We start from the raw sequence: 18,251 nt of genomic DNA, 5'->3' as shown, positions 1-18,251 counted from the left end.
TCTATGTTGGTGAATCTGTGTGATTACAAGCAGAGCGTGACGCTCATCGCCAATAGCGGTGTTCAATTCCTGGATTTTGGCCTGACGCCGCAGGAATCTGCGCACCATGGCCGCTTTGTGCGCAAAACGGCAAACGGTCCCCTGCTACGGCTGGATTTCGATCTGGCAACGGGTCGCTATACCTTGCCTGGCAGCACTGGCGGTCAGTCCGAAGTGGTGAAGCCGGAAAGTACCCAGACGCTGCATTATTCGCTGGATGTCCTCGACGGTGTCTGGCTGCCGCTGCCGTTTCTGCGCTTTAACCCACCGCGCACGTTTGTTGAAGGCCCGGATAACTGGGCGCGCGTGCAGGTACGAAAACTGGCGCAACCCGACAGCGCGGGCAACACCCACCGCGTTACCGTGGCGCTGGATAGCCAGCTCACTGAAAATGCCCCTGCAGCGTTAACGCCTAATGAGAACGACCTGCTCAACGGGACACGATTCGCGCTGGCCTGGCATGACAATGAAATTGCTGATTTCCTTGACCAGACCTGGATTGACGGCTGGTTGCGCGAATCTTTTATGCACCATGTCACCCAACATGAGAATCGCTCAGAACAAGAGATCCAGCTGGCGCTGCGTAACTTTGAATACCAGGCGCACTGGCTGAATGTGCTGACTCTGTTAGGCGAGCAGCTTTCTGTCCCGGAAGTGAAACTGGTTACGCATACCCTTAGCACACCCGCTATTCCCGTCGATCTTATTTTAGATATCGGTAATACCCATACCTGTGGCGTCCTGATTGAAGATCACGGGGATGCCAATGACGGGCTGCGTCAGACCGCTGAATTGCAGGTCCGTTCGTTAAGCGAGCCGCAGTTCCTCAACGATCCGCTGTTCACCAGCCGGCTGGAGTTTTCCGAAGCGCGCTTTGGTAAGCAGCATTTTTCCGTTGAGAGCGGGCGTGATGACGCCTTTATCTGGCCGTCGATTGTGCGTGTGGGTGATGAAGCCCGTAAGCTGGCGATGCAGCGTATGGGCACCGAGGGCAATAGTGGGATCTCCAGCCCGCGCCGTTATCTGTGGGATGAAACGCCGGTGTTACATGACTGGCGCTTTAGCCAGATGAATGGCAAAACCCAGCGCGAGCCGCTGGCTACCGCCTTCCCGCTGATGAACCTGATGAACGATGACGGGCAACCGCTGTTCAGCCTGCCGCAGGACGATCGTCTGCCGGTATTCTCACCGCAATACAGCCGCAGCACGCTGATGACGCATATGTTATGCGAAATACTGGCCCAAGCGCTGGGGCAAATTAACAGCGTAGCGACGCGGTTGCGCCTCGGATTCCCGGCATCTCCTCGTCAGTTACGGACGCTGATCCTGACCCTACCGTCGGCGATGCCCAAACAGGAGCGCGAGATTTTCCGCCTGCGCATGTTTGAAGCTATTGCCCTGGTCTGGAAAGCAATGGGCTGGCACCCGCAGGATGAAGACTTCACTACCCGTAAACAGCAGGAAAAGAGTGTGGTTCCCGTACCTGAAATTCAGATGGAATGGGATGAAGCCAGCTGCGGGCAACTGGTGTGGCTGTATAACGAGGCTATCTCTCACTACGATGGCCACACCGAATCATTCTTTAACGCCCTTGCCCGCCCGGACCGTTTGCCGGAACCCGGTGAGACTAAAGGTCGGGCGCTGCGCGTGGCATCGATCGACATTGGCGGCGGGACAACGGATATGGCCGTCGTCCATTATCAGCTTGATGACGGCGTCGGCGCGAACGTTAAAATTACCCCGCATTTGCTGTTCCGTGAGGGTTTTAAGGTGGCAGGCGATGACATGCTTCTGGACGTGATTCAGCGTTGCGTGTTGCCTGCGCTGCAAACCCGCTTACAACAGGCTGGCGTGACCGATGCCGCTGCATTGCTGGCCACGCTGTTTGGCGATTCCGGTCGCATCGATACCCAGGCGATTTTGCGTCAACAAACGGCATTGCAGCTCTTTATGCCGCTCGGTCATGCGGTACTCAGTGCCTGGGAACAAAGCGATATTAACGATCCGGTCGCTGGTCTGCATGCCACATTCGGAGAACTCCTGAGCCAACGACCAACGCGCAACGTAATGAACTACATCCAGCAGGCTATCGACCATGCGTTGCCAGCAGGATCGCCAGCGTTTGATGTTCTGAGCGTGCCGTTGCAGGTACAGTTCAGGCAGTTACAAGAAGCACTGTTAGCGGGGCAATTTACCCTGACTTCCCCGCTGCACGCGGTTTGTGAGGCTATTTCACATTATCGCTGCGATATTTTATTAGTGACCGGCAGGCCCGCCTGTTTACCGGGCGTACAGGCGTTGATCCGCCATCTGCAACCTGTTCCGGTTAACCGTATGATCTGGATGGATAACTACCGCGTGCATGAGTGGTATCCGTTCAGCCAACAAGGGCGGATTGGTAATCCCAAATCCACCGCGGCAGTCGGCGCCATGCTGTGCAGCCTGGCGCTGGATTTGCGTTTGCCGCGTTTTAACTTTAAAGCTGCCGATATCGGCGCTTACTCGACCGTACGTTATCTTGGCGTACTGGATAACACGGTCAATACCCTGCGCGATGAGAACATCTGGTATCACGATATTGATCTGGATAAACCCGGTGCGAAGCTGGATGCCCGGTTGCACTTCCCGTTACGTGGCAACGTGACGTTAGGATTTCGGCAACTGGCAAACAGCCGCTGGCCTGCCACGCCGCTGTATACGCTCAGCATAAATTCCGCCGAACTGGCAAAAAACATCGCCGGAGATGGCGTGTTGAATGTACGGCTGCAGCTACGCGGCGGCAGCAAAGAAAGTGGCCCAGAATTCTTCGTCCTGAGCGATGCCTGGTTACAGGATGGCACCCCCGTTGCCGCCAATGCCTTAACGTTAAAACTGAATACGCTGGCAGACCGTCGCCATAGCGGAAGCCATTACTGGATCGATAGCGGGAGCGTGTACCTGAAATGAGCAAGATGTTAAATACCGCGCAGGCCGCCATCGAGTGGGTGGTAGATACCCGTCAACGTGCGGCGCGTCTTGATGATGAAGCGGATGCCCTGCTGGCACAGCTTACGCTAGCCGCAGTGAGTGAATCTGTGCTGGAGACAACCTTTTCATCGCAAGGATGTATAGGGTTATACGGACATTCACAATCGGCAAAAGCACATCTGCTTGCGGCATTGTGCAGCAATGCCACTGGCAAAGTGAATATTGTTACCCCGGATCGCAGCTTTGATTACTTCTCGCATATTAATCCTGGCCATGCGCCAACCAATATGGCGATCCGCTTTACGCGCGATGAAAATCCGCATGATAGCGAATGGCCGTTGCGTCTGCGGTTACTCAGTGAAGCGGAACTGGTACAGCTATTTATCGCCCAGTTCAGCGCGCTCCCGGATAACCGGCAAGTCGAGAAATCGATTATTGAGGCGCGCCTGGAAAAATGGCAAACGCTGCGTCAGCGTCACCCTGTGCCGGGCATTACCGCACATGATGTTGCGGCAATCGGTCGTTTCTGGCGCTCCTGCGTACCGGCAAACCAACAGCAAATTGACGATGCGCTATGGCACCAGTTTGCCACGTTGCTGCCCGCACTGGATCTGACTACCCGGGCAAACGCTTGGGCACTACTGTGGGGAGAACAACCAGAGCTGACGCAGCAGTGGCTGACGCTGGCGCACACGTTGCAACAAACCGGACACGCGCAAGAATTAGCGGCCCCGCTGAGTCTGCTGGTTGATCATTTTGGTTTACCTGCCGAAAGTTTCCTGACCCAGGTGGCATTAACAGGCAATAATGAGGCGCAAAGCGATGTGGTGGTTCATCCGATTGAAAATCATCAGTTGCTCAATGCAGTTAGCCTTTCTTTGTCGTCACTGGCGCTGCTCACGCGCGAACTGATCCTGACGGTTGAAGACGCGGTGCTGGAGAATGTCGATCTGCTCGATATTCCCCTCGCCCCGGATACTCATCCGCATCCACTGTGGCAGGCAAAATTAGGCTGGATGCTGGAACATTACCGCCAACACCTGCAACCGGATGTGCTCTTAATCTGCAACGCTGTCTCTACCCGCGCCCAGACGCCCGCCATCACCCGCAAGCTATTGGGCTGGGTTAACGATACTCAACCCGTCCACGATGCCGCATTGCCAGGCGTGGTCTGGGCCATTACCCCGCAGGATGCGCGTTTTAGTACCCAGCAAAATCTTGACGAATCCGTGCAGCAATTAATGGGCAAACCCGGACTGCACTGGGGCACGCTGCAAGCGCTGGATAAACACAGCTTACAACGCCTCGTCGAATGGTTGACTCAGGCAACCTCACCACAACAGCGCCAGGCCAGGCTGACCTCCCTGCGTGAACAGCACCAGCAGCGCGTACGCGAAACCCTAATCGGCTGGATTAATCCCGTTGAGACCGAATCAGCAAGCAATGAGTCAGTGATCCGCCAGCTACAGGCTCAGGCGGCAAAGCATGGCGAACTGCTGGATGGTTTGCTCCCGCCGATGCGCATTTTTGAGTCGCTGCTGCGTATTCAGCAACCGCGCGAGGAGCAGGTAAGTGGTTTATTTAATGAAGAGATTGACCTGTTTGCCGAAGTGCGTGACACAATGCACTCACCGGAAAGCCAGGAGACCGGATATCAGGCACACAAAATGTGGATTAACCACGTGCGCCAGTGGTGTCGCGATGAAAATAATGCCCGCCGTTTACGACTCGATCCCCGTACGTTAAGGCAGGTTGCCGACATCCTCGTCACCACCAGCTATCGCCTGGAGATGCCGCAACGCTTACAGCGCATTATGCAGCGCGAAAACGTCTGTGCCGCGCAGCTATACGCCGATATCGGTGATTTTATTTCCTGGCTTGGATTTGCCGACGTTGCAGAGGAGCAGCGCCCTGCCAGCAGGATCCAGAAAGGATCGGCTATTTTTAGCGCGCCGAAGCAACAGCCGATGTTACGCCTGACGAAGCTGGATGAACAACCTTCGCACGGCGCAAGCCGCTACGTATACGACTGGCTGGTCGCTTTGTATACCCGTGCGAATGAGAACGTGGGGTATCAGCATCCACAGGATGTCAGCGAAGTCGACAAAAAGCGATTATATGCCCTGCTTTCCGCCTGAAGTGGCGTTTACGCCGTCATCAGAAAAGAGAGAACATTAACGCGACGGGAAAACTCATCGGCCAGGTCGCACCGACTAATACCGCGCTGAGAAAGCGAATTCGCTTTTTATCGCGGGAAAGAAACCAGGTGATGATTGCCGTGATAACGGCCATCACCGCATAAAAAACCAACATTTTTTGGTACAGAGACATGTAAGGCATCCGGGCCGAAAGGTGAAATCGCGCGCAATATGCTCTTTTTCATGACCCACATCAAGTTTTATTAATTAATTTAAGAAAAGTGGCTGTAAAACAACCCATTTTCATTATGTTCAGAATTCGTACTATTGCGGATAGTTATAACCCGTACTATACCCATATGGGTTAAAACGAAAGGTGGCACAAATGAATGTTTCCAGTAAAACGGTGGTGCTGATAAATATATTTGCTGCTGTAGGACTTTTCAGTCTGATTTCCGCAAGGTTCGGCTGGTTTGCTTGATGTGGTTCTTGTTTGATTAATTGCAGCGTCCGTTGGCAGAGAGGGACTTCTCTCTGCCATTAGTAAACTATTTTCCCATTCTCGCACTGCCGGGTAAATTATCCTTAGTATGTAATACCCCTAATCCTTCTGCGGCATTATATTGCCCGAATAACGGCCTGGTGTTGTGCCGGTATGCTGATGGAAGAAAGCAATAAAAGCACTGTCGCTGACAAACTCCAGATATTGCGCGACCTGGCTGATATGGCATCCGTCAGCCAACATCTCCATGGCTTTTAACAGCCTAAATTGCTGCCGCCAGTCCTGATAATTCATCCCGGTATCCCTGATAAATATTCGACCTATTGTCCTTTCGCATGCCCCAACCTGTCGGGACAATTGATTCAGTCGTGGTGGCAGTTCGCCCATGCGTAATCCTTCAAGCCACACGTTAAGCCGCGGATCTGAGGGATACTGCAATGTCCAGTTTTCACTGTGGGCGGCACGCATTTCCTCACAAAATACGGTGATGAGACTGGTCTGCTGCGCGGCAGGCATCTCCCATGACCAGAAAGACATACGTTCTATCACCTCAAAAAAGAGAGGGTTAACGTCGACTATCTGCAGCGGTAAATCAGATAACGGCAACGTGGTTGAGAAGTACAAAGAACGATAAGCCATCACGCCGCGCATTATGGCGCGATGTACCGTACCGGCTGGGATCCAGACCGCACGACGTGGCGGTAGCAGACACAACGCCTGTTCCAGCTCAATCGTAATGCTTCCCGCTGCCGAATAAAGTAGCTGATGACGAAGATGGCTGTGCCGTCCTGAATCGTGTACGCCCATCTCGGAAGCAATCCCGATTACCGGTTTATCAAAGCTGTCCGCATCAAAAGCATCATCCGGGGCAATTTTCATCTTCTGTCCGATATCTGACATTTATAGTCCTGATAATGGTAATGCGACATTTTCCTTTCAGCAATAATGCCCACCTGTTTTCTGTTTCTCTGGATATTGCTATGAACACATTTCATCGACCGCCGCTGTGGCTTCTCACACTCCTGATTATGTTTCCACAACTGGTGGAAACCATTTACAGCCCGGCATTGCCAGGTATTGCGACGTCTTATCACGTCAGCAGTGAGCGCGCGGCTCAAACACTCTCCGTTTATTTTGTTGCCTTCGCCGTCGGCGTGGCGATGTGGGGATGGCTGAGCGACTGCATCGGGCGACGCCGGGCGATGATGGCTGGACTCCTGTGCTACGCCACGGGTTCCCTCATGGCCGTTGTTGCCACTGATTTCAGCGTTCTGCTGCTGGCACGGATGGTCTCGGCCATTGGAGCTGCTGCCGGATCTGTAGTAGTACAGACCATGCTAAGGGACAGCTATGAATCAACTGCGCTATCCCGCGTCTTTTCTGTGATGGGTGCCGCGTTGGCATTGAGTCCGGTTTTCGGTCTGCTAAGCGGAGGATGGTTGGTCAGTTTGTATGGTCATACCGGGGTATTTATTGCCCTTGTGCTGCTGGCGCTGCTACTGCTGATGCTGACCGTGACCATGCTGCCAGAAACCCGGCCCGAACATACGCTCAGACCAAGGCTTGCTGCGCTACTCTCCCGCATGGCGCGTGACTATGAGCTGTGGAAAAACGCCATACTGGTTGCTCTACTGAACACCATGCTGTTTAGCTATTACAGCCTGGCGCCGTTTCTTTTTGGGCAATTGGGATGGAGTTCCAGAGCCTTTGGCTTGACGGGGTTGCTACTTGCGTTTGCTTCTCTGTCGGGTAGCCTGCTGAACCAAAGACTGTTAACGACAGGTCTGACGCCGGAACAACTGGTACGTTATGCCTGTGCGCTGGCAGCGTTGTCAGGTCTCGTAGCGTGGTGCTTACAGCACTCTGCGTGGATCCTGATTCCGGTGTTCGGCGTGGTGATTGCCTATGGTATCGCCATTCCCAATGTGCTGAGTCAGGCGCTGCGTCATTATCGTGAACAGGCCGGAGCCGCGGGGGCATTGTTTGGATTAAGCTATTACCTGTTGCTGGGAATGATGCTGGGATTTGCAGGCATGGTGCAACAACTGGGGCTAGTTCTGAGCGTCTGTGCCCTACTCGCCTGGCTTTGCAGCCTGGGCCGCAGATAAACCCGATGGCGCTCCTGAAAGCACAAAGCCCCGGCAATATGCTGGGGCTTTATTTTATCAATTAGCCTGACCTCGCGGATATTTCCAACTTACCGCCGTCCGATGGCGACGAGGCCAGTGGCGCGAATAGTATAGACACACGTTTGCCGATATTTAGCTATCCGTGCCCCATTTACCGCTCGCGCTTAAAAGATTACTCATGCTTGATCATGACATGGCGAACAATCGTGTAATCTTCCAGCCCATAAACCGACATATCCTTGCCATACCCAGACTGTTTTTGCCCACCGTGCGGCATCTCGCTAACCAGCGTGAAATGGGTGTTGACCCAAGTGCAACCATATTGCAGGCGAGCGCTAAAGCGATGCGCACGCCCAACATCCCGGGTCCAGACGGAAGATGCCAGTCCGTATTTCGAATCATTTGCCCACTCCAGCACCTGATCTTCATCATCAAATACGGTCACGCTGACCACCGGGCCGAAAACTTCCCGCTGCACGATGGCATCTTCTTGCTTCGCCCCGGCCAGCAGCGTTGGGGCAAAGTAGTAGCCTGCGCCATCCACTTTCTTGCCGCCGGTGATAACTTTGATATGCCCCAGGGCTTTGGCCTCATCGACAGCTTTAGTCACGCGATCAAGATGTGCCTGCGAACTTACCGGTCCCAGTTCCGTCGATTCGTCGTTCGGCGCACCAATTTTCAGGCTGGCAACCGCGGCGCCGAGTTTCTCAACCAACGCGTCATAAATGCCTTTTTGGGCATAGATTCGACAAGCGGCGGTACAGTCTTGCCCGGCATTGTAATAACCAAAGGTCCGCACGCCGCTCACTACCGCATCCAGATCGGCATCATCAAAAATGATCACCGGAGCTTTGCCGCCCAGTTCCATATGTGTGCGCTTAATTGACGGCGCGGTGTGCTGAATAATGTGTTCACCGGTTGCAATGGAGCCAGTCAGAGAAACCATGCGGACTTTTTCATGGCCGGTGAGCGGATCGCCCACCGTTTTACCGCGACCAAACAGGACGTTGATAACGCCAGCCGGGTAAATATCTTTGGCAAATTCAGCCAATTTAAGCGCCGTCAGCGGGGTAATTTCTGATGGTTTAATCACCACACAGTTTCCCGCAGCCAACGCTGGAGCCAGCTTCCACGCTGCCATCATCAGCGGATAGTTCCACGGTGCAATAGAGGCCACCACGCCGAGCGGATCACGGCGAATCATCGACGTATGTCCTTCCAGATACTCCCCGGCCGCCTGTCCTTGCAGAGTTCGAGCAGCCCCGGCAAAGAAGCGGAAAACGTCGACAATAGCTGGAATTTCATCGTTGAGGACACAGTGCAGTGGCTTACCGCAGTTAAGTGATTCCAGCTCAGCGAAGGTTTGCGCGTTATCGGCAATAGCGTCCGCCAGTTTCAGCAGCAGTTCAGAGCGCACTTTCGGCGTGGTTTGCCCCCAGGTGGCAAACGCGGTGTCTGCCGCACGTACCGCGGCATCAACCTGCATGGCTGACGCCTCAGCAATCTCCAGAATGAGTTCACCAGTGGCAGGGTTATAGACTGGCTGCTTTTCACCTTCACCGTTGACCAGCTCGCCATTAATCAGTAATTGATGTTGCATAGCAATTTCCCATATCGTCGTTTATTTACCGTTTCCGGCGAGAGTGTCGCCTTCACGCGTTAGCCACCAGGCCCCTAAAATTGGCAGTGTTGTCACCAGCATTACCAGCAATGCCACAACGTTGGTGACCGGCACATCCCGTGGACGGCCCAATTGATTGAGCAGCCACAGAGGAAGTGTTCTTTCATGTCCGGCGGTGAACGTTGTCACGATGATTTCATCAAACGACAAGGCAAACGCCAGCATCCCGCCCGCCAGTAGTGCCGATGCCAGATTGGGCAGCACGACGTAACGAAAGGTTTGCCAGCCGTTGGCGCCAAGATCCATAGACGCTTCAACCAGACTCCATGAGGTACGGCGAAAACGCGCCACAACGTTGTTAAACACCACCACCACGCAAAACGTCGCATGGCCCACTACGATCGTGAGAAAACCCGGTTCCAGGTTGATGGTTTTAAACGCCGTCAACAGTGCAAGGCCGGTAATAATGCCCGGCAGCGCGATCGGCAACAGTAGCAACAGCGATATTGCACTTTTGCCAAAAAAGTCCCTACGCCACAGCGCGGCCGCGGCCAGCGTCCCCAGAACAAGGGCAATAGCGGTCGACAACGCAGCGATTTTAAGTGACAACGTCACAGACTCCAGGATATCGCTACGCTGCGCCGCAACGCTAAACCACTTCAGCGTTAATCCCTGCGGTGGAAAACTAAAAGCAGCCTCCTCAGTATTAAAAGCATAGGTGGCGATGATGAGGATGGGAAAGTGCAGGAAAATAACCCCGCCCCATGCCGCCAGTTTGAGTAACCAGGGCGCGCGTTCAGAGTGCATCGAAAGCTCCCAGACGCTTCACGAACGCCAGATACAGTGCGATTAACACAATCGGCACCAGAGTAAATGCCGCCGCCATCGGCATATTGCCGATCGCCCCTTGTTGCGAATACACCATGTTGCCGATGAAATAGCCTGGTGGTCCCACCAACTGTGGCACGATAAAGTCGCCCAACGTCAGAGAGAAGGTAAAGATAGATCCCGCAGCGATACCGGGTATTGCCAGCGGAAGGACCACATAGCGGAAGGTTTGACGCGGACGCGCGCCCAAATCAGCGGAGGCCTGTAACAGTGACGGCGGAAGTCTCTCCAGCGCGGCCTGTACCGGCAGGATCATAAACGGCAGCCAGATGTAGACGAACACAAGAAAGCGCCCTAAACCTGAAGTCGACAACGTATTGCCGCCTACCGCAGGCAGCGTCAGGAACGAAAGCAGTAACGGCTCCAGCCCAAGATGGGTTAAAAACCACTGCGCCACACCGTCTTTAGCTAACAGCAGCGTCCACGCATAGGCTTTAACGATGTAGCTGGCCCACATTGGCAACATTACGGCAATGTAAAAAAAGGCTTTCATTTTGCCGCTGGTATAGCGCGCCATATACCACGCCATCGGAAACGCCAGAATCGCGCTGGCAATGGTGACCGCCACCGCCATCGTCAGGGTACGCAAAATGATGTCGTAGTTAGCAGGATTAAACAGCGCCTGCAAATTCGCCAGCGTCAGGTCCGGCGTGACCGACATAGTGAAATCGTCGAAGGTATAAAAACCTTGCCACAACAGCGTCAGTAATGAGCCGAAGTAGACAATGCCAAACCACATCAGTGGTCCAAGGAGCAGCAAAAACAGCCCCATCCCCGGATTACGCCAGAAGTAACCTGAGATCCGGTTCAGGCTTGTCGACTGAGGAGGCGAATGTAAGACGTTCATAGCCATTCACCTCTCCTCAACCAGCGGTACCATCACGTCGCGGGACCATGATGCCATCACCTGCTGACCCGGCGACAACGTTGACGGTAGCATTTCTCCCGTCAGGTTCGCCTGGCTAACCAGCAGTTTTTCCCCTCCGGCCAGTTTCAGCTCAAACCGCGTCGCCGCCCCCTGATACTGCACCGCCTGAATAACACCCCGGGCCTGGACTTCTCCTCCGGCATCATTCAAGCGAATGTGTTCGGGACGTAGGGAGAACATACCCTGTAGCCCACAAACGTTCGCCGACATCGTCGCATCAAAGACATTTGACGTTCCGACGAAACTTGCCACAAACGGCGTCCGCGGACGCATGTACAGTTCACGCGGAGAATCCACCTGTTCGATGCGACCGTTATTAAACACCGCCACCCGATCGGACATCGACAGGGCTTCACCCTGATCGTGGGTGACAAAGATGAAGGTGATGCCAAGGGATTGCTGTAATTTTTTCAGCTCCAGCTGCATCTGCTCACGCAGTTTGAGATCCAATGCCCCGAGCGGTTCATCCAACAGCAGGACGCGCGGTTCATTGACCAGCGCCCGGGCAATAGCCACACGCTGACGTTGCCCACCGGAAAGCTGCGACGGTTTACGTTCATAAACAAAACCGAGTGCGACCTTATCCAGTGCTTCACGTGCTTTCGCGTGGCGTTGTTTTTTATCAATGCCTTTAACCATCAGCCCATAGGCGACGTTGTCGAGGATCGACATGTGCGGGAATAACGCGTAATCCTGAAATACCGTATTGACGTCCCGTTCCCAGGGCGGCAATTCACTGGCCTGTTTACCAAAAATAGTGATTGCACCGCCTGACAGTTGCTCAAACCCGGCAATCAGGCGCAGACAGGTGGTCTTGCCGGAGCCGGATGGCCCCAGCATAGAGAAAAACTCACCGTCGTTAATCGCAATACTCACCCCATCCACTGCACGAACATCCCCATACAAACGCGAGACGTTATGAAACTCCACTGCGTACGTCATAAAACCCCCAGCGGAATTAACGACCACCCATAATGGCGATGTAATCCTGCGTCCAGCGACTGTAAGGAACGAATTTTCCACCTTCGGCAATTGGCGTTTTCCAGAAGGCAATTTTGTCGAAATAGCTATAGCCGTTGGTTTCACAGCCTTTTTCACCCAGTAACGGGCTGGCTTTACAACCTTCAGGTACCACTGGCAGAGAACCAAACCAGGCCGCTACGTCGCCCTGTACTTTCGGGGTTAATGACCAGTTCATCCATTTGTAAGCGCAAACCGGGTGTTTCGCTTCACTGTGCAGCATGGTGGTATCAGCCCATCCGGTAACCCCCTCTTTTGGGAAGACCGTGGCAATTGGCTGACCTTCGCCTTTCAAGGCGTTAGCCTGATAAGGCCAGGCGCTTGACGCCACTACGCCTTCGTTTTTGAAATCGCTCATTTGCACGGTGGTATCGTGCCAATAGCGATGGATCAACGCGTGCTGATCGCTCAGGACTTTGATCACCGCCTGATACTGTTTTTCAGTGAGCTGATAGGGGTCGGTAATACCCAACTGCGGCTGGGTGGCTTTAACGAATAATGCGGCGTCGGCAATATAGATCGGGCCATCGTAAGCCTGAACGCGACCTTTATTGCTTTTCCCGTCAGGCAGATTTTGTTCAACGAATACCACGTTCCAGCTGTCCGGCGGCGTTGGGAAGGTTTTGGTGTTATACATCAGCAGGTTTGGTCCCCACTGGTATGGCGTACCGTAAACTTTACCGCCAACGTTAAACCACTCCCCTTTTACCACTCGCGGATCAAGGGTTTTCCAGTTAGGGATCAGCGCAGTATTAATCGGCTGAACGCGTTTTCCCATTATCAGGCGCAGTGAGGCATCACCAGAAGCGGTTACCAGGTCGTAACCGCCTTTAGCCATCAGGCTGACCATCTCATCAGAGGTGGCCGCCGTTTTTACATTGACCGCACAGCCGGTATCTTTCTCAAACTGCGAGACCCAGTCATATTGTTTATCGGTTTGCCCACGTTCGATATAACCCGGCCAGGCAATAATATCCAGGCGGCCTTCCGGTTTATCTAATGATGTGGGGGGTTCGGCTGCCTGCGCAGTCATCAGCGTCATGCTGAAGGCACACAGGCTACTGAGGGCAAGTTGCTTGCTCATAACGTCTTACTCCTGTCGAAAAAATATTGAGCGGCAGCCTTGCCGTAAATATATGTCCTTTTCTAAAAATAGTCGGGGTGTTGTAAGCGTTCCTGCTGGTGCAAGGAAATTTAATCAGGTTGTGAGCTAACGCTCATTACGCTACAGACTCTGACCTGGGGGGTAATCTTCTGGAGTATAGACAAGGAGTTAGACGCAGAGGTGGCAATAGTATTAACTATTGATATTTTGTATGGCCGCACCCGATATAAATAATACCGTGGTTCAGCATTCACTATTTCGAAAATAAGAATGCGCTATTCATTTATATTGAATAGCGCGTTATGGTTTATTTCATCATTTCACGAATTAATTTGCCAAGCTGTTTTACGGCCAGCTCTTCGCGCTCTCCCCAGTGCCACGCAGTATTAAAACGAAAAAAACGTGTCCAGCTTCCCGAGGTTGAGAACATTTTCCCCGGCGCAATGCTGATGTGGTGTGCCAGCGCATGGGTACTGAGCACACCAGCATCAAGCGGTTCCGGCAGCTCCAGCCACAGAAAATAACCGCTGTCGTTGTGGTGAATTTTGACTTCCGCCGGAAGATGACGCAGCAGCGTTTGCCAGGCCTGTTGTTTACGTTCCGCCAACTGCCGACGCAAGCGTCGCAAATGCGCGTCATAGCGCCGGGTTGAAAGATAATCAACAAGTGCAAGCTGCATGGGCGAACTGGTAGATAAAGTACTCATTAGCTGGAGTCGCTGAATACGCCGGGCATGTTTCCCTGCTGCCACCCAGCCAATACGAAATCCTGGCACCAGACACTTCGAGAAAGACGAACAATGCAGAACGCTGTCGGCGCGATCCCAGGCTTTGGCAGGTAGCGGTTTTTCGCGGCCAAAGTACAGCTCGCTGTAAACATCATCTTCAATCAGCATTACGTGGTATTTTTCCAACAAGGCAACCAGATGCGCCTTTTTCTCTGCGCTGAGCGTAAAACCCAGCGGATTTTGGCTGTTGGTCATTAGCCAGCAGGCTTTTACCGGATATTCCTGCAACGCCTGCTCCAACGCGGCAAGATCGATCCCCTCGTTAACGTCGGTGGCTACCGACAGCGCCTTCAGACGTAATCGCTCCAGGGCCTGCAACGCCCCGTAAAAACAGGGGTTTTCGACAATCACCCAGTCACCCGGTTCAGTGACAGCTTGCAGGCTCAGGTTGAGGGCTTCCAGCGCGCCGGTGGTGATGACGATTTCGTCCGGTGAAATGGTCATCCCCTGTTGAGCATAGCGACGGGCAATGGCATGACGCAACTCAGCATTCCCCGGCGGCAGGTTTTCAATCACACTCATGGCGGTGGCGGTTTTACTCACCTGCGCCAACGAGCGGTTCAACTGTTGAAGTGGAAACAGACGCGGGTCGGGGAATGCTGAGGCAAAGGGCATCACTGACGCATCCCGGCTGGCCTGCAACATATCAAAAATATAGGTATTGATATCCACCGCTTCGTCGCGCATGACCTGCACCTGCGGCGCTGCCAGTTCACGTTCGGGGCGCGCGGCGACATAATAACCAGACTGCGGCCGGGCGATAATCCGCCCCTGGCTTTCCAGCAACTGGTATGCGTGTCCGACGGTCATAAAACTCATTCCGCTGCTGACCACTTGCTCACGCAAGGAAGGCAAGCGATCGCCTGGCTGCCATACGCCAGACGCAATTTGATCGCGAATTTGCTCTGCCAGTCGCTGGTACTTTTTCATTTTTGATCCTGATTACCGGTGTCGGTGACAATCACTGTGTATATCAGTTTACATAATCAGGGTGTTTTTTATAACTGTTATAGTTAACAGTTTTACAACATCGTTAACGCCAGCTCTTTGCCTAAGGCGCGCGCAGCAATCTGCACGGCATCAATTTTTGTCGTGTGCTTTAAATCAAATAAACGGGTGATCTCCTGCTTAGGTCTGCCGATCCTGTTCGCCAGCTCCTGCTGGGTGATTTTTAATTCAAGGAAGGCATTCAGCAGAAGAACCTTTATACACACAAAGTAAACATTTATGATTACCTTTTAATTACCTTGCTATTAATATCGCAAAATCACTAACGTGGGGAGGACGCTATTTAATAACAGGAATCCAGCTTCCAGATTTCATATCAGCGTGTACAACCTATAACAGCACTGCAACTGTTATGGTTAAAAAGAACTGTTCTGTTTCTGCCCCGCATTGCTTCTCAGGCTTAGAATTGCGCCAAATCAATTTTGCCTGCGGAGTTAAGCATGTTCGGTCTTGACGCGTTTCACCTGGCGAGGATCCAGTTCGCGTTTACGGTATCCTTTCACATCATCTTTCCGGCCATTACCATCGGCCTCGCCAGTTATCTGGCAGTACTTGAGGGGTTATGGCTAAAGACGAAAAATCCCACCTGGCGTTCGCTATACCATTTCTGGTCGAAAATATTCGCCGTAAACTTTGGTATGGGTGTAGTTTCCGGGCTGGTGATGGCTTATCAGTTCGGTACCAACTGGAGTGGTTTTTCCGAGTTCGCCGGTAGCATCACCGGACCGCTGCTGACCTATGAGGTGTTAACCGCCTTCTTCCTTGAAGCTGGTTTTCTCGGGGTAATGCTGTTTGGCTGGAACCGGGTTGGCCCAGGGCTTCACTTCTTTGCCACCTGCATGGTCGCACTGGGTACCATTATTTCAACCTTCTGGATCCTCGCCTCTAACAGCTGGATGCAGACACCGCAAGGCTATGAAATAGTTAACGGCCAGGTCGTTCCCGTTGACTGGTTCGCCGTTATTTTCAATCCTTCATTCCCTTATCGTTTACTGCATATGTCCGTTGCCGCTTTCCTCAGCAGCGCGTTGTTTGTTGCAGCGTCAGGTGCATGGCATTTATTGCGCGGGAATAACACCCCGGCTATTCGCGCAATGTTCTCAATGGCGCTATGGATGACGTTAATCGTCGCCCCGCTGCAGGCTTTGATTGGCGATATGCACGGTTTGAATACGCTGAAGCATCAGCCGGCAAAAATTGCGGCGATTGAAGGGCACTGGGAAAATCCGCCCGGCGAACCAACCCCGCTACTACTTTTCGGCTGGCCGGATATGGAGCAGGAACGCACCCGCTATGGGCTGGAAATTCCTGCCCTGGGTAGTCTGATCCTGACCCATAGCCTGGACAAACAGGTCCCGGCACTAAAAGAGTTTCCTAAAGAAGACAGGCCTAACTCAACTATGGTGTTCTGGTCGTTTCGCATAATGGCCGGGCTAGGCATGCTGATGATCCTGCTGGGCGCTTTTGCCCTGTGGCTGCGCTATAAGCAGCGTTTATACACCTCGCGCCCTTTCCTGCGCTTTGCCTTGTGGATGGGCCCCTCAGGTCTGATTGCCATCCTTGCCGGTTGGGTGACCACTGAAGTTGGCCGTCAACCGTGGGTGGTTTACGGTCTGCAACGTACGGCGGATGCGGTTTCCGCACATGGTGATTTACATATGAGCATCAGCCTGCTGTCCTTCTTTGTGGTGTACAGCTCAGTGTTTGGTGTGGGTTACAGCTACATGATACGCCTGATCCGCAAGGGGCCACATGAAGATGACCCAACAATTCCGCCAACCGGCACGCCTGCCCGGCCGCTTTCGGCTGCCGTCCTTGATTCTCAACCGGAGGCTCATCGCTAATGGGTATCGATTTATCAGTTATCTGGTTTGTGATTATCGTGTTCGCCACGCTGATGTATATCGTGATGGACGGTTTTGATCTCGGGATTGGCATTTTATTCCCCGCGATTCAGGACGCTGATGACCGCGATGTGATGGTTAACAGCGTCGCTCCCGTATGGGATGGGAATGAAACCTGGCTGGTGTTGGGCGGGGCCGGGTTATTTGGCGCGTTCCCGCTGGCCTATGCGGTGATTGTCGATGCGCTGACGATCCCGTTGACCCTGATGCTAATCGGCCTGATTTTTCGCGGCGTCGCGTTTGAGTTTCGCTTCAAGGCCACGCCGGCGCATCGACCATTCTGGGATAAAGCCTTTCTCAGCGGTTCAATCCTGGCGACATTCACCCAGGGCGTGGTGGTGGGTGCCGTACTCAACGGATTTTCCGTTACCGGCCGCAGCTACAGCGGCGGTCCTTTCGACTGGTTGACCCCGTTCACGTTGTTCTGCGGCGTTGGCCTGGTTGTAGCCTATGCCCTGCTGGGGGCGACATGGCTGGTGATGAAAAGTGAAAATCCGTTGCAGGATAAAATGCGTCGCGTGGCCAAAAAACTGCTGCTGGCAATGTTGATTGTGATTGCCATTATCAGCCTGTGGACACCACTGGCGCATAGCGCGATTGCCGAGCGTTGGTTTAGTCTGCCCAACCTGTGGTTCCTGATGCCGGTTCCGCTGCTGGTTGCGCTTATCAGCATCTGGCTGTGGCGTTCGCTGGGGCAACATAACTGCCATACGCTGCCTTTTGTATTGACACTGGGGCTGATTTTCCTCGGGTTTAGCGGGCTGGGGATCAGTATCTGGCCACACATCATTCCGCCGTCCATTACGCTCTGGCAAGCGGCGGCTCCGGCGCAAAGTCAGGGCTTTATGTTGGTTGGCGCACTGCTGATTATCCCGATAATCCTGGTGTACACCTTCTGGAGCTACTACGTTTTCCGCGGCAAAGTTCAACATGGTGAGGGGTATCATTGATGCAACAAACAATCTGGAAACGCCTGATGTGGCTGGTGATCCTCTGGGGCGGCAGCGTGCTGGTCCTCGCCGCTGTTGGCATGTTCTTTCGTCTCCTGATGACGGCCGCCGGATTTAAGTCCTGAATCTCTCCCTGATAACACCCGGGCAGCGCTGCACTGCCCGGGTGTTACAAATCCCAACATCGACTAAACAAAAATGTAAAAAACATCAAAATGACAAAACAGAGATTGTCATTATCCCGATTAAAATATTGAATAGTCAC

Annotated in this window: 15 protein-coding genes and 1 pseudogene; 7 read left to right on the top strand and 9 right to left on the bottom strand. The window is 53.3% G+C overall.

Annotated elements, in window-relative coordinates:
- Positions 1-3 precede the first annotated feature (3 nt).
- Positions 4-2,985: a virulence factor SrfB gene (locus OGV98_RS09115; protein ID WP_202581301.1), complete on the top strand. Its 2,982-nt coding sequence runs from the start codon at positions 4-6 to the stop codon at positions 2,983-2,985.
- Complete coding sequence (locus OGV98_RS09110; RefSeq protein WP_210943760.1) at positions 2,982-5,144, top strand: virulence factor SrfC family protein; 2,163 nt, start codon at positions 2,982-2,984, stop codon at positions 5,142-5,144. The genes OGV98_RS09115 and OGV98_RS09110 overlap by 4 nt, the downstream gene beginning before the upstream one ends.
- A 19-nt stretch (positions 5,145-5,163) precedes the next feature.
- Here OGV98_RS09110 and OGV98_RS09105 read toward each other — a convergent pair whose 3' ends face one another.
- A complete protein-coding gene (locus OGV98_RS09105) occupies positions 5,164-5,337 on the bottom strand; it encodes a GhoT/OrtT family toxin (RefSeq protein WP_003020198.1) in 174 nt (57 codons plus the stop codon).
- A 192-nt stretch (positions 5,338-5,529) separates the two neighbouring features.
- On the opposite strand from OGV98_RS09105, the gene yncL reads away from it, so the two are divergent.
- Complete coding sequence (gene yncL, locus OGV98_RS09100) at positions 5,530-5,625, top strand: stress response membrane protein YncL (RefSeq protein ID WP_071524268.1); 96 nt, start codon at positions 5,530-5,532, stop codon at positions 5,623-5,625.
- Between the two features lie 120 nt (positions 5,626-5,745).
- Here the strand turns inward: yncL and OGV98_RS09095 are convergent, their stop codons facing one another.
- Complete coding sequence (locus tag OGV98_RS09095) at positions 5,746-6,525, bottom strand: AraC family transcriptional regulator (protein WP_032939116.1); 780 nt, start codon at positions 6,523-6,525, stop codon at positions 5,746-5,748.
- 101 nt (positions 6,526-6,626) lie between these two features.
- Here OGV98_RS09095 and OGV98_RS09090 point away from each other — a divergent pair, with 101 nt between their 5' ends.
- Positions 6,627-7,754, top strand: a complete 1,128-nt coding sequence (locus tag OGV98_RS09090) for a multidrug effflux MFS transporter (RefSeq protein WP_032939100.1) — start codon at positions 6,627-6,629, stop codon at positions 7,752-7,754.
- Positions 7,755-7,947: 193 nt separating this feature from the next.
- Here OGV98_RS09090 and patD read toward each other — a convergent pair whose 3' ends face one another.
- The 7 genes and pseudogenes from patD to OGV98_RS09055 form a co-directional block, all read right to left on the bottom strand.
- Positions 7,948-9,375 carry an aminobutyraldehyde dehydrogenase gene (patD, locus tag OGV98_RS09085; protein WP_202581299.1) on the bottom strand — a complete coding sequence of 476 codons (1,428 nt, stop codon included), beginning with the start codon at positions 9,373-9,375 and terminating at the stop codon, positions 7,948-7,950.
- Between the two features lie 21 nt (positions 9,376-9,396).
- The gene (locus OGV98_RS09080; RefSeq protein ID WP_003020204.1) at positions 9,397-10,203 is read right to left on the bottom strand and encodes an ABC transporter permease; all 807 of its coding nucleotides are present in this window, start codon (positions 10,201-10,203) and stop codon (positions 9,397-9,399) included.
- Complete coding sequence (locus tag OGV98_RS09075; protein ID WP_003843727.1) at positions 10,193-11,137, bottom strand: ABC transporter permease; 945 nt, start codon at positions 11,135-11,137, stop codon at positions 10,193-10,195. The genes OGV98_RS09080 and OGV98_RS09075 overlap by 11 nt, the downstream gene beginning before the upstream one ends.
- Positions 11,138-12,154 (bottom strand): ABC transporter ATP-binding protein, encoded by a 1,017-nt coding sequence (locus OGV98_RS09070; RefSeq protein ID WP_003020210.1) that lies wholly within the window; start codon positions 12,152-12,154, stop codon positions 11,138-11,140. It lies immediately after the preceding gene.
- Positions 12,155-12,170: 16 nt separating this feature from the next.
- Positions 12,171-13,316, bottom strand: coding sequence for a putative ABC transporter substrate-binding protein YdcS (gene ydcS / locus OGV98_RS09065; protein ID WP_003020212.1), 1,146 nt, complete (start codon positions 13,314-13,316; stop codon positions 12,171-12,173).
- Between the two features lie 328 nt (positions 13,317-13,644).
- Positions 13,645-15,054, bottom strand: a complete 1,410-nt coding sequence (locus OGV98_RS09060) for an aminotransferase-like domain-containing protein (protein ID WP_115455064.1) — start codon at positions 15,052-15,054, stop codon at positions 13,645-13,647.
- Between the two features lie 92 nt (positions 15,055-15,146).
- Positions 15,147-15,338, bottom strand: a pseudogene (locus tag OGV98_RS09055) (helix-turn-helix domain-containing protein); the annotation flags it as partial.
- Positions 15,339-15,572: 234 nt separating this feature from the next.
- Here OGV98_RS09055 and OGV98_RS09050 point away from each other — a divergent pair.
- The 3 genes from OGV98_RS09050 to OGV98_RS09040 are packed head-to-tail and all read left to right on the top strand — an operon-like array spanning position 15,573 to position 18,111.
- Positions 15,573-16,976, top strand: coding sequence for a cytochrome ubiquinol oxidase subunit I (locus OGV98_RS09050; protein WP_003020224.1), 1,404 nt, complete (start codon positions 15,573-15,575; stop codon positions 16,974-16,976).
- On the top strand, positions 16,976-17,986 hold the full coding sequence (cydB, locus tag OGV98_RS09045) for a cytochrome d ubiquinol oxidase subunit II (protein WP_003020227.1): 1,011 nt from the start codon (positions 16,976-16,978) through the stop codon (positions 17,984-17,986). The genes OGV98_RS09050 and cydB overlap by 1 nt, the downstream gene beginning before the upstream one ends.
- Positions 17,986-18,111: a DUF2474 domain-containing protein gene (locus OGV98_RS09040; protein WP_200011337.1), complete on the top strand. Its 126-nt coding sequence runs from the start codon at positions 17,986-17,988 to the stop codon at positions 18,109-18,111. The genes cydB and OGV98_RS09040 overlap by 1 nt, the downstream gene beginning before the upstream one ends.
- The last annotated feature ends 140 nt before the right edge of the window (positions 18,112-18,251 follow it).

The sequence above is a fragment of the Citrobacter sp. Cf136 genome, from assembly GCF_030333815.1.
Classification (GTDB): Bacteria; Pseudomonadota; Gammaproteobacteria; order Enterobacterales; family Enterobacteriaceae; genus Citrobacter; species Citrobacter freundii.
This window is presented reverse-complemented; position numbering and strand designations above follow the sequence as displayed.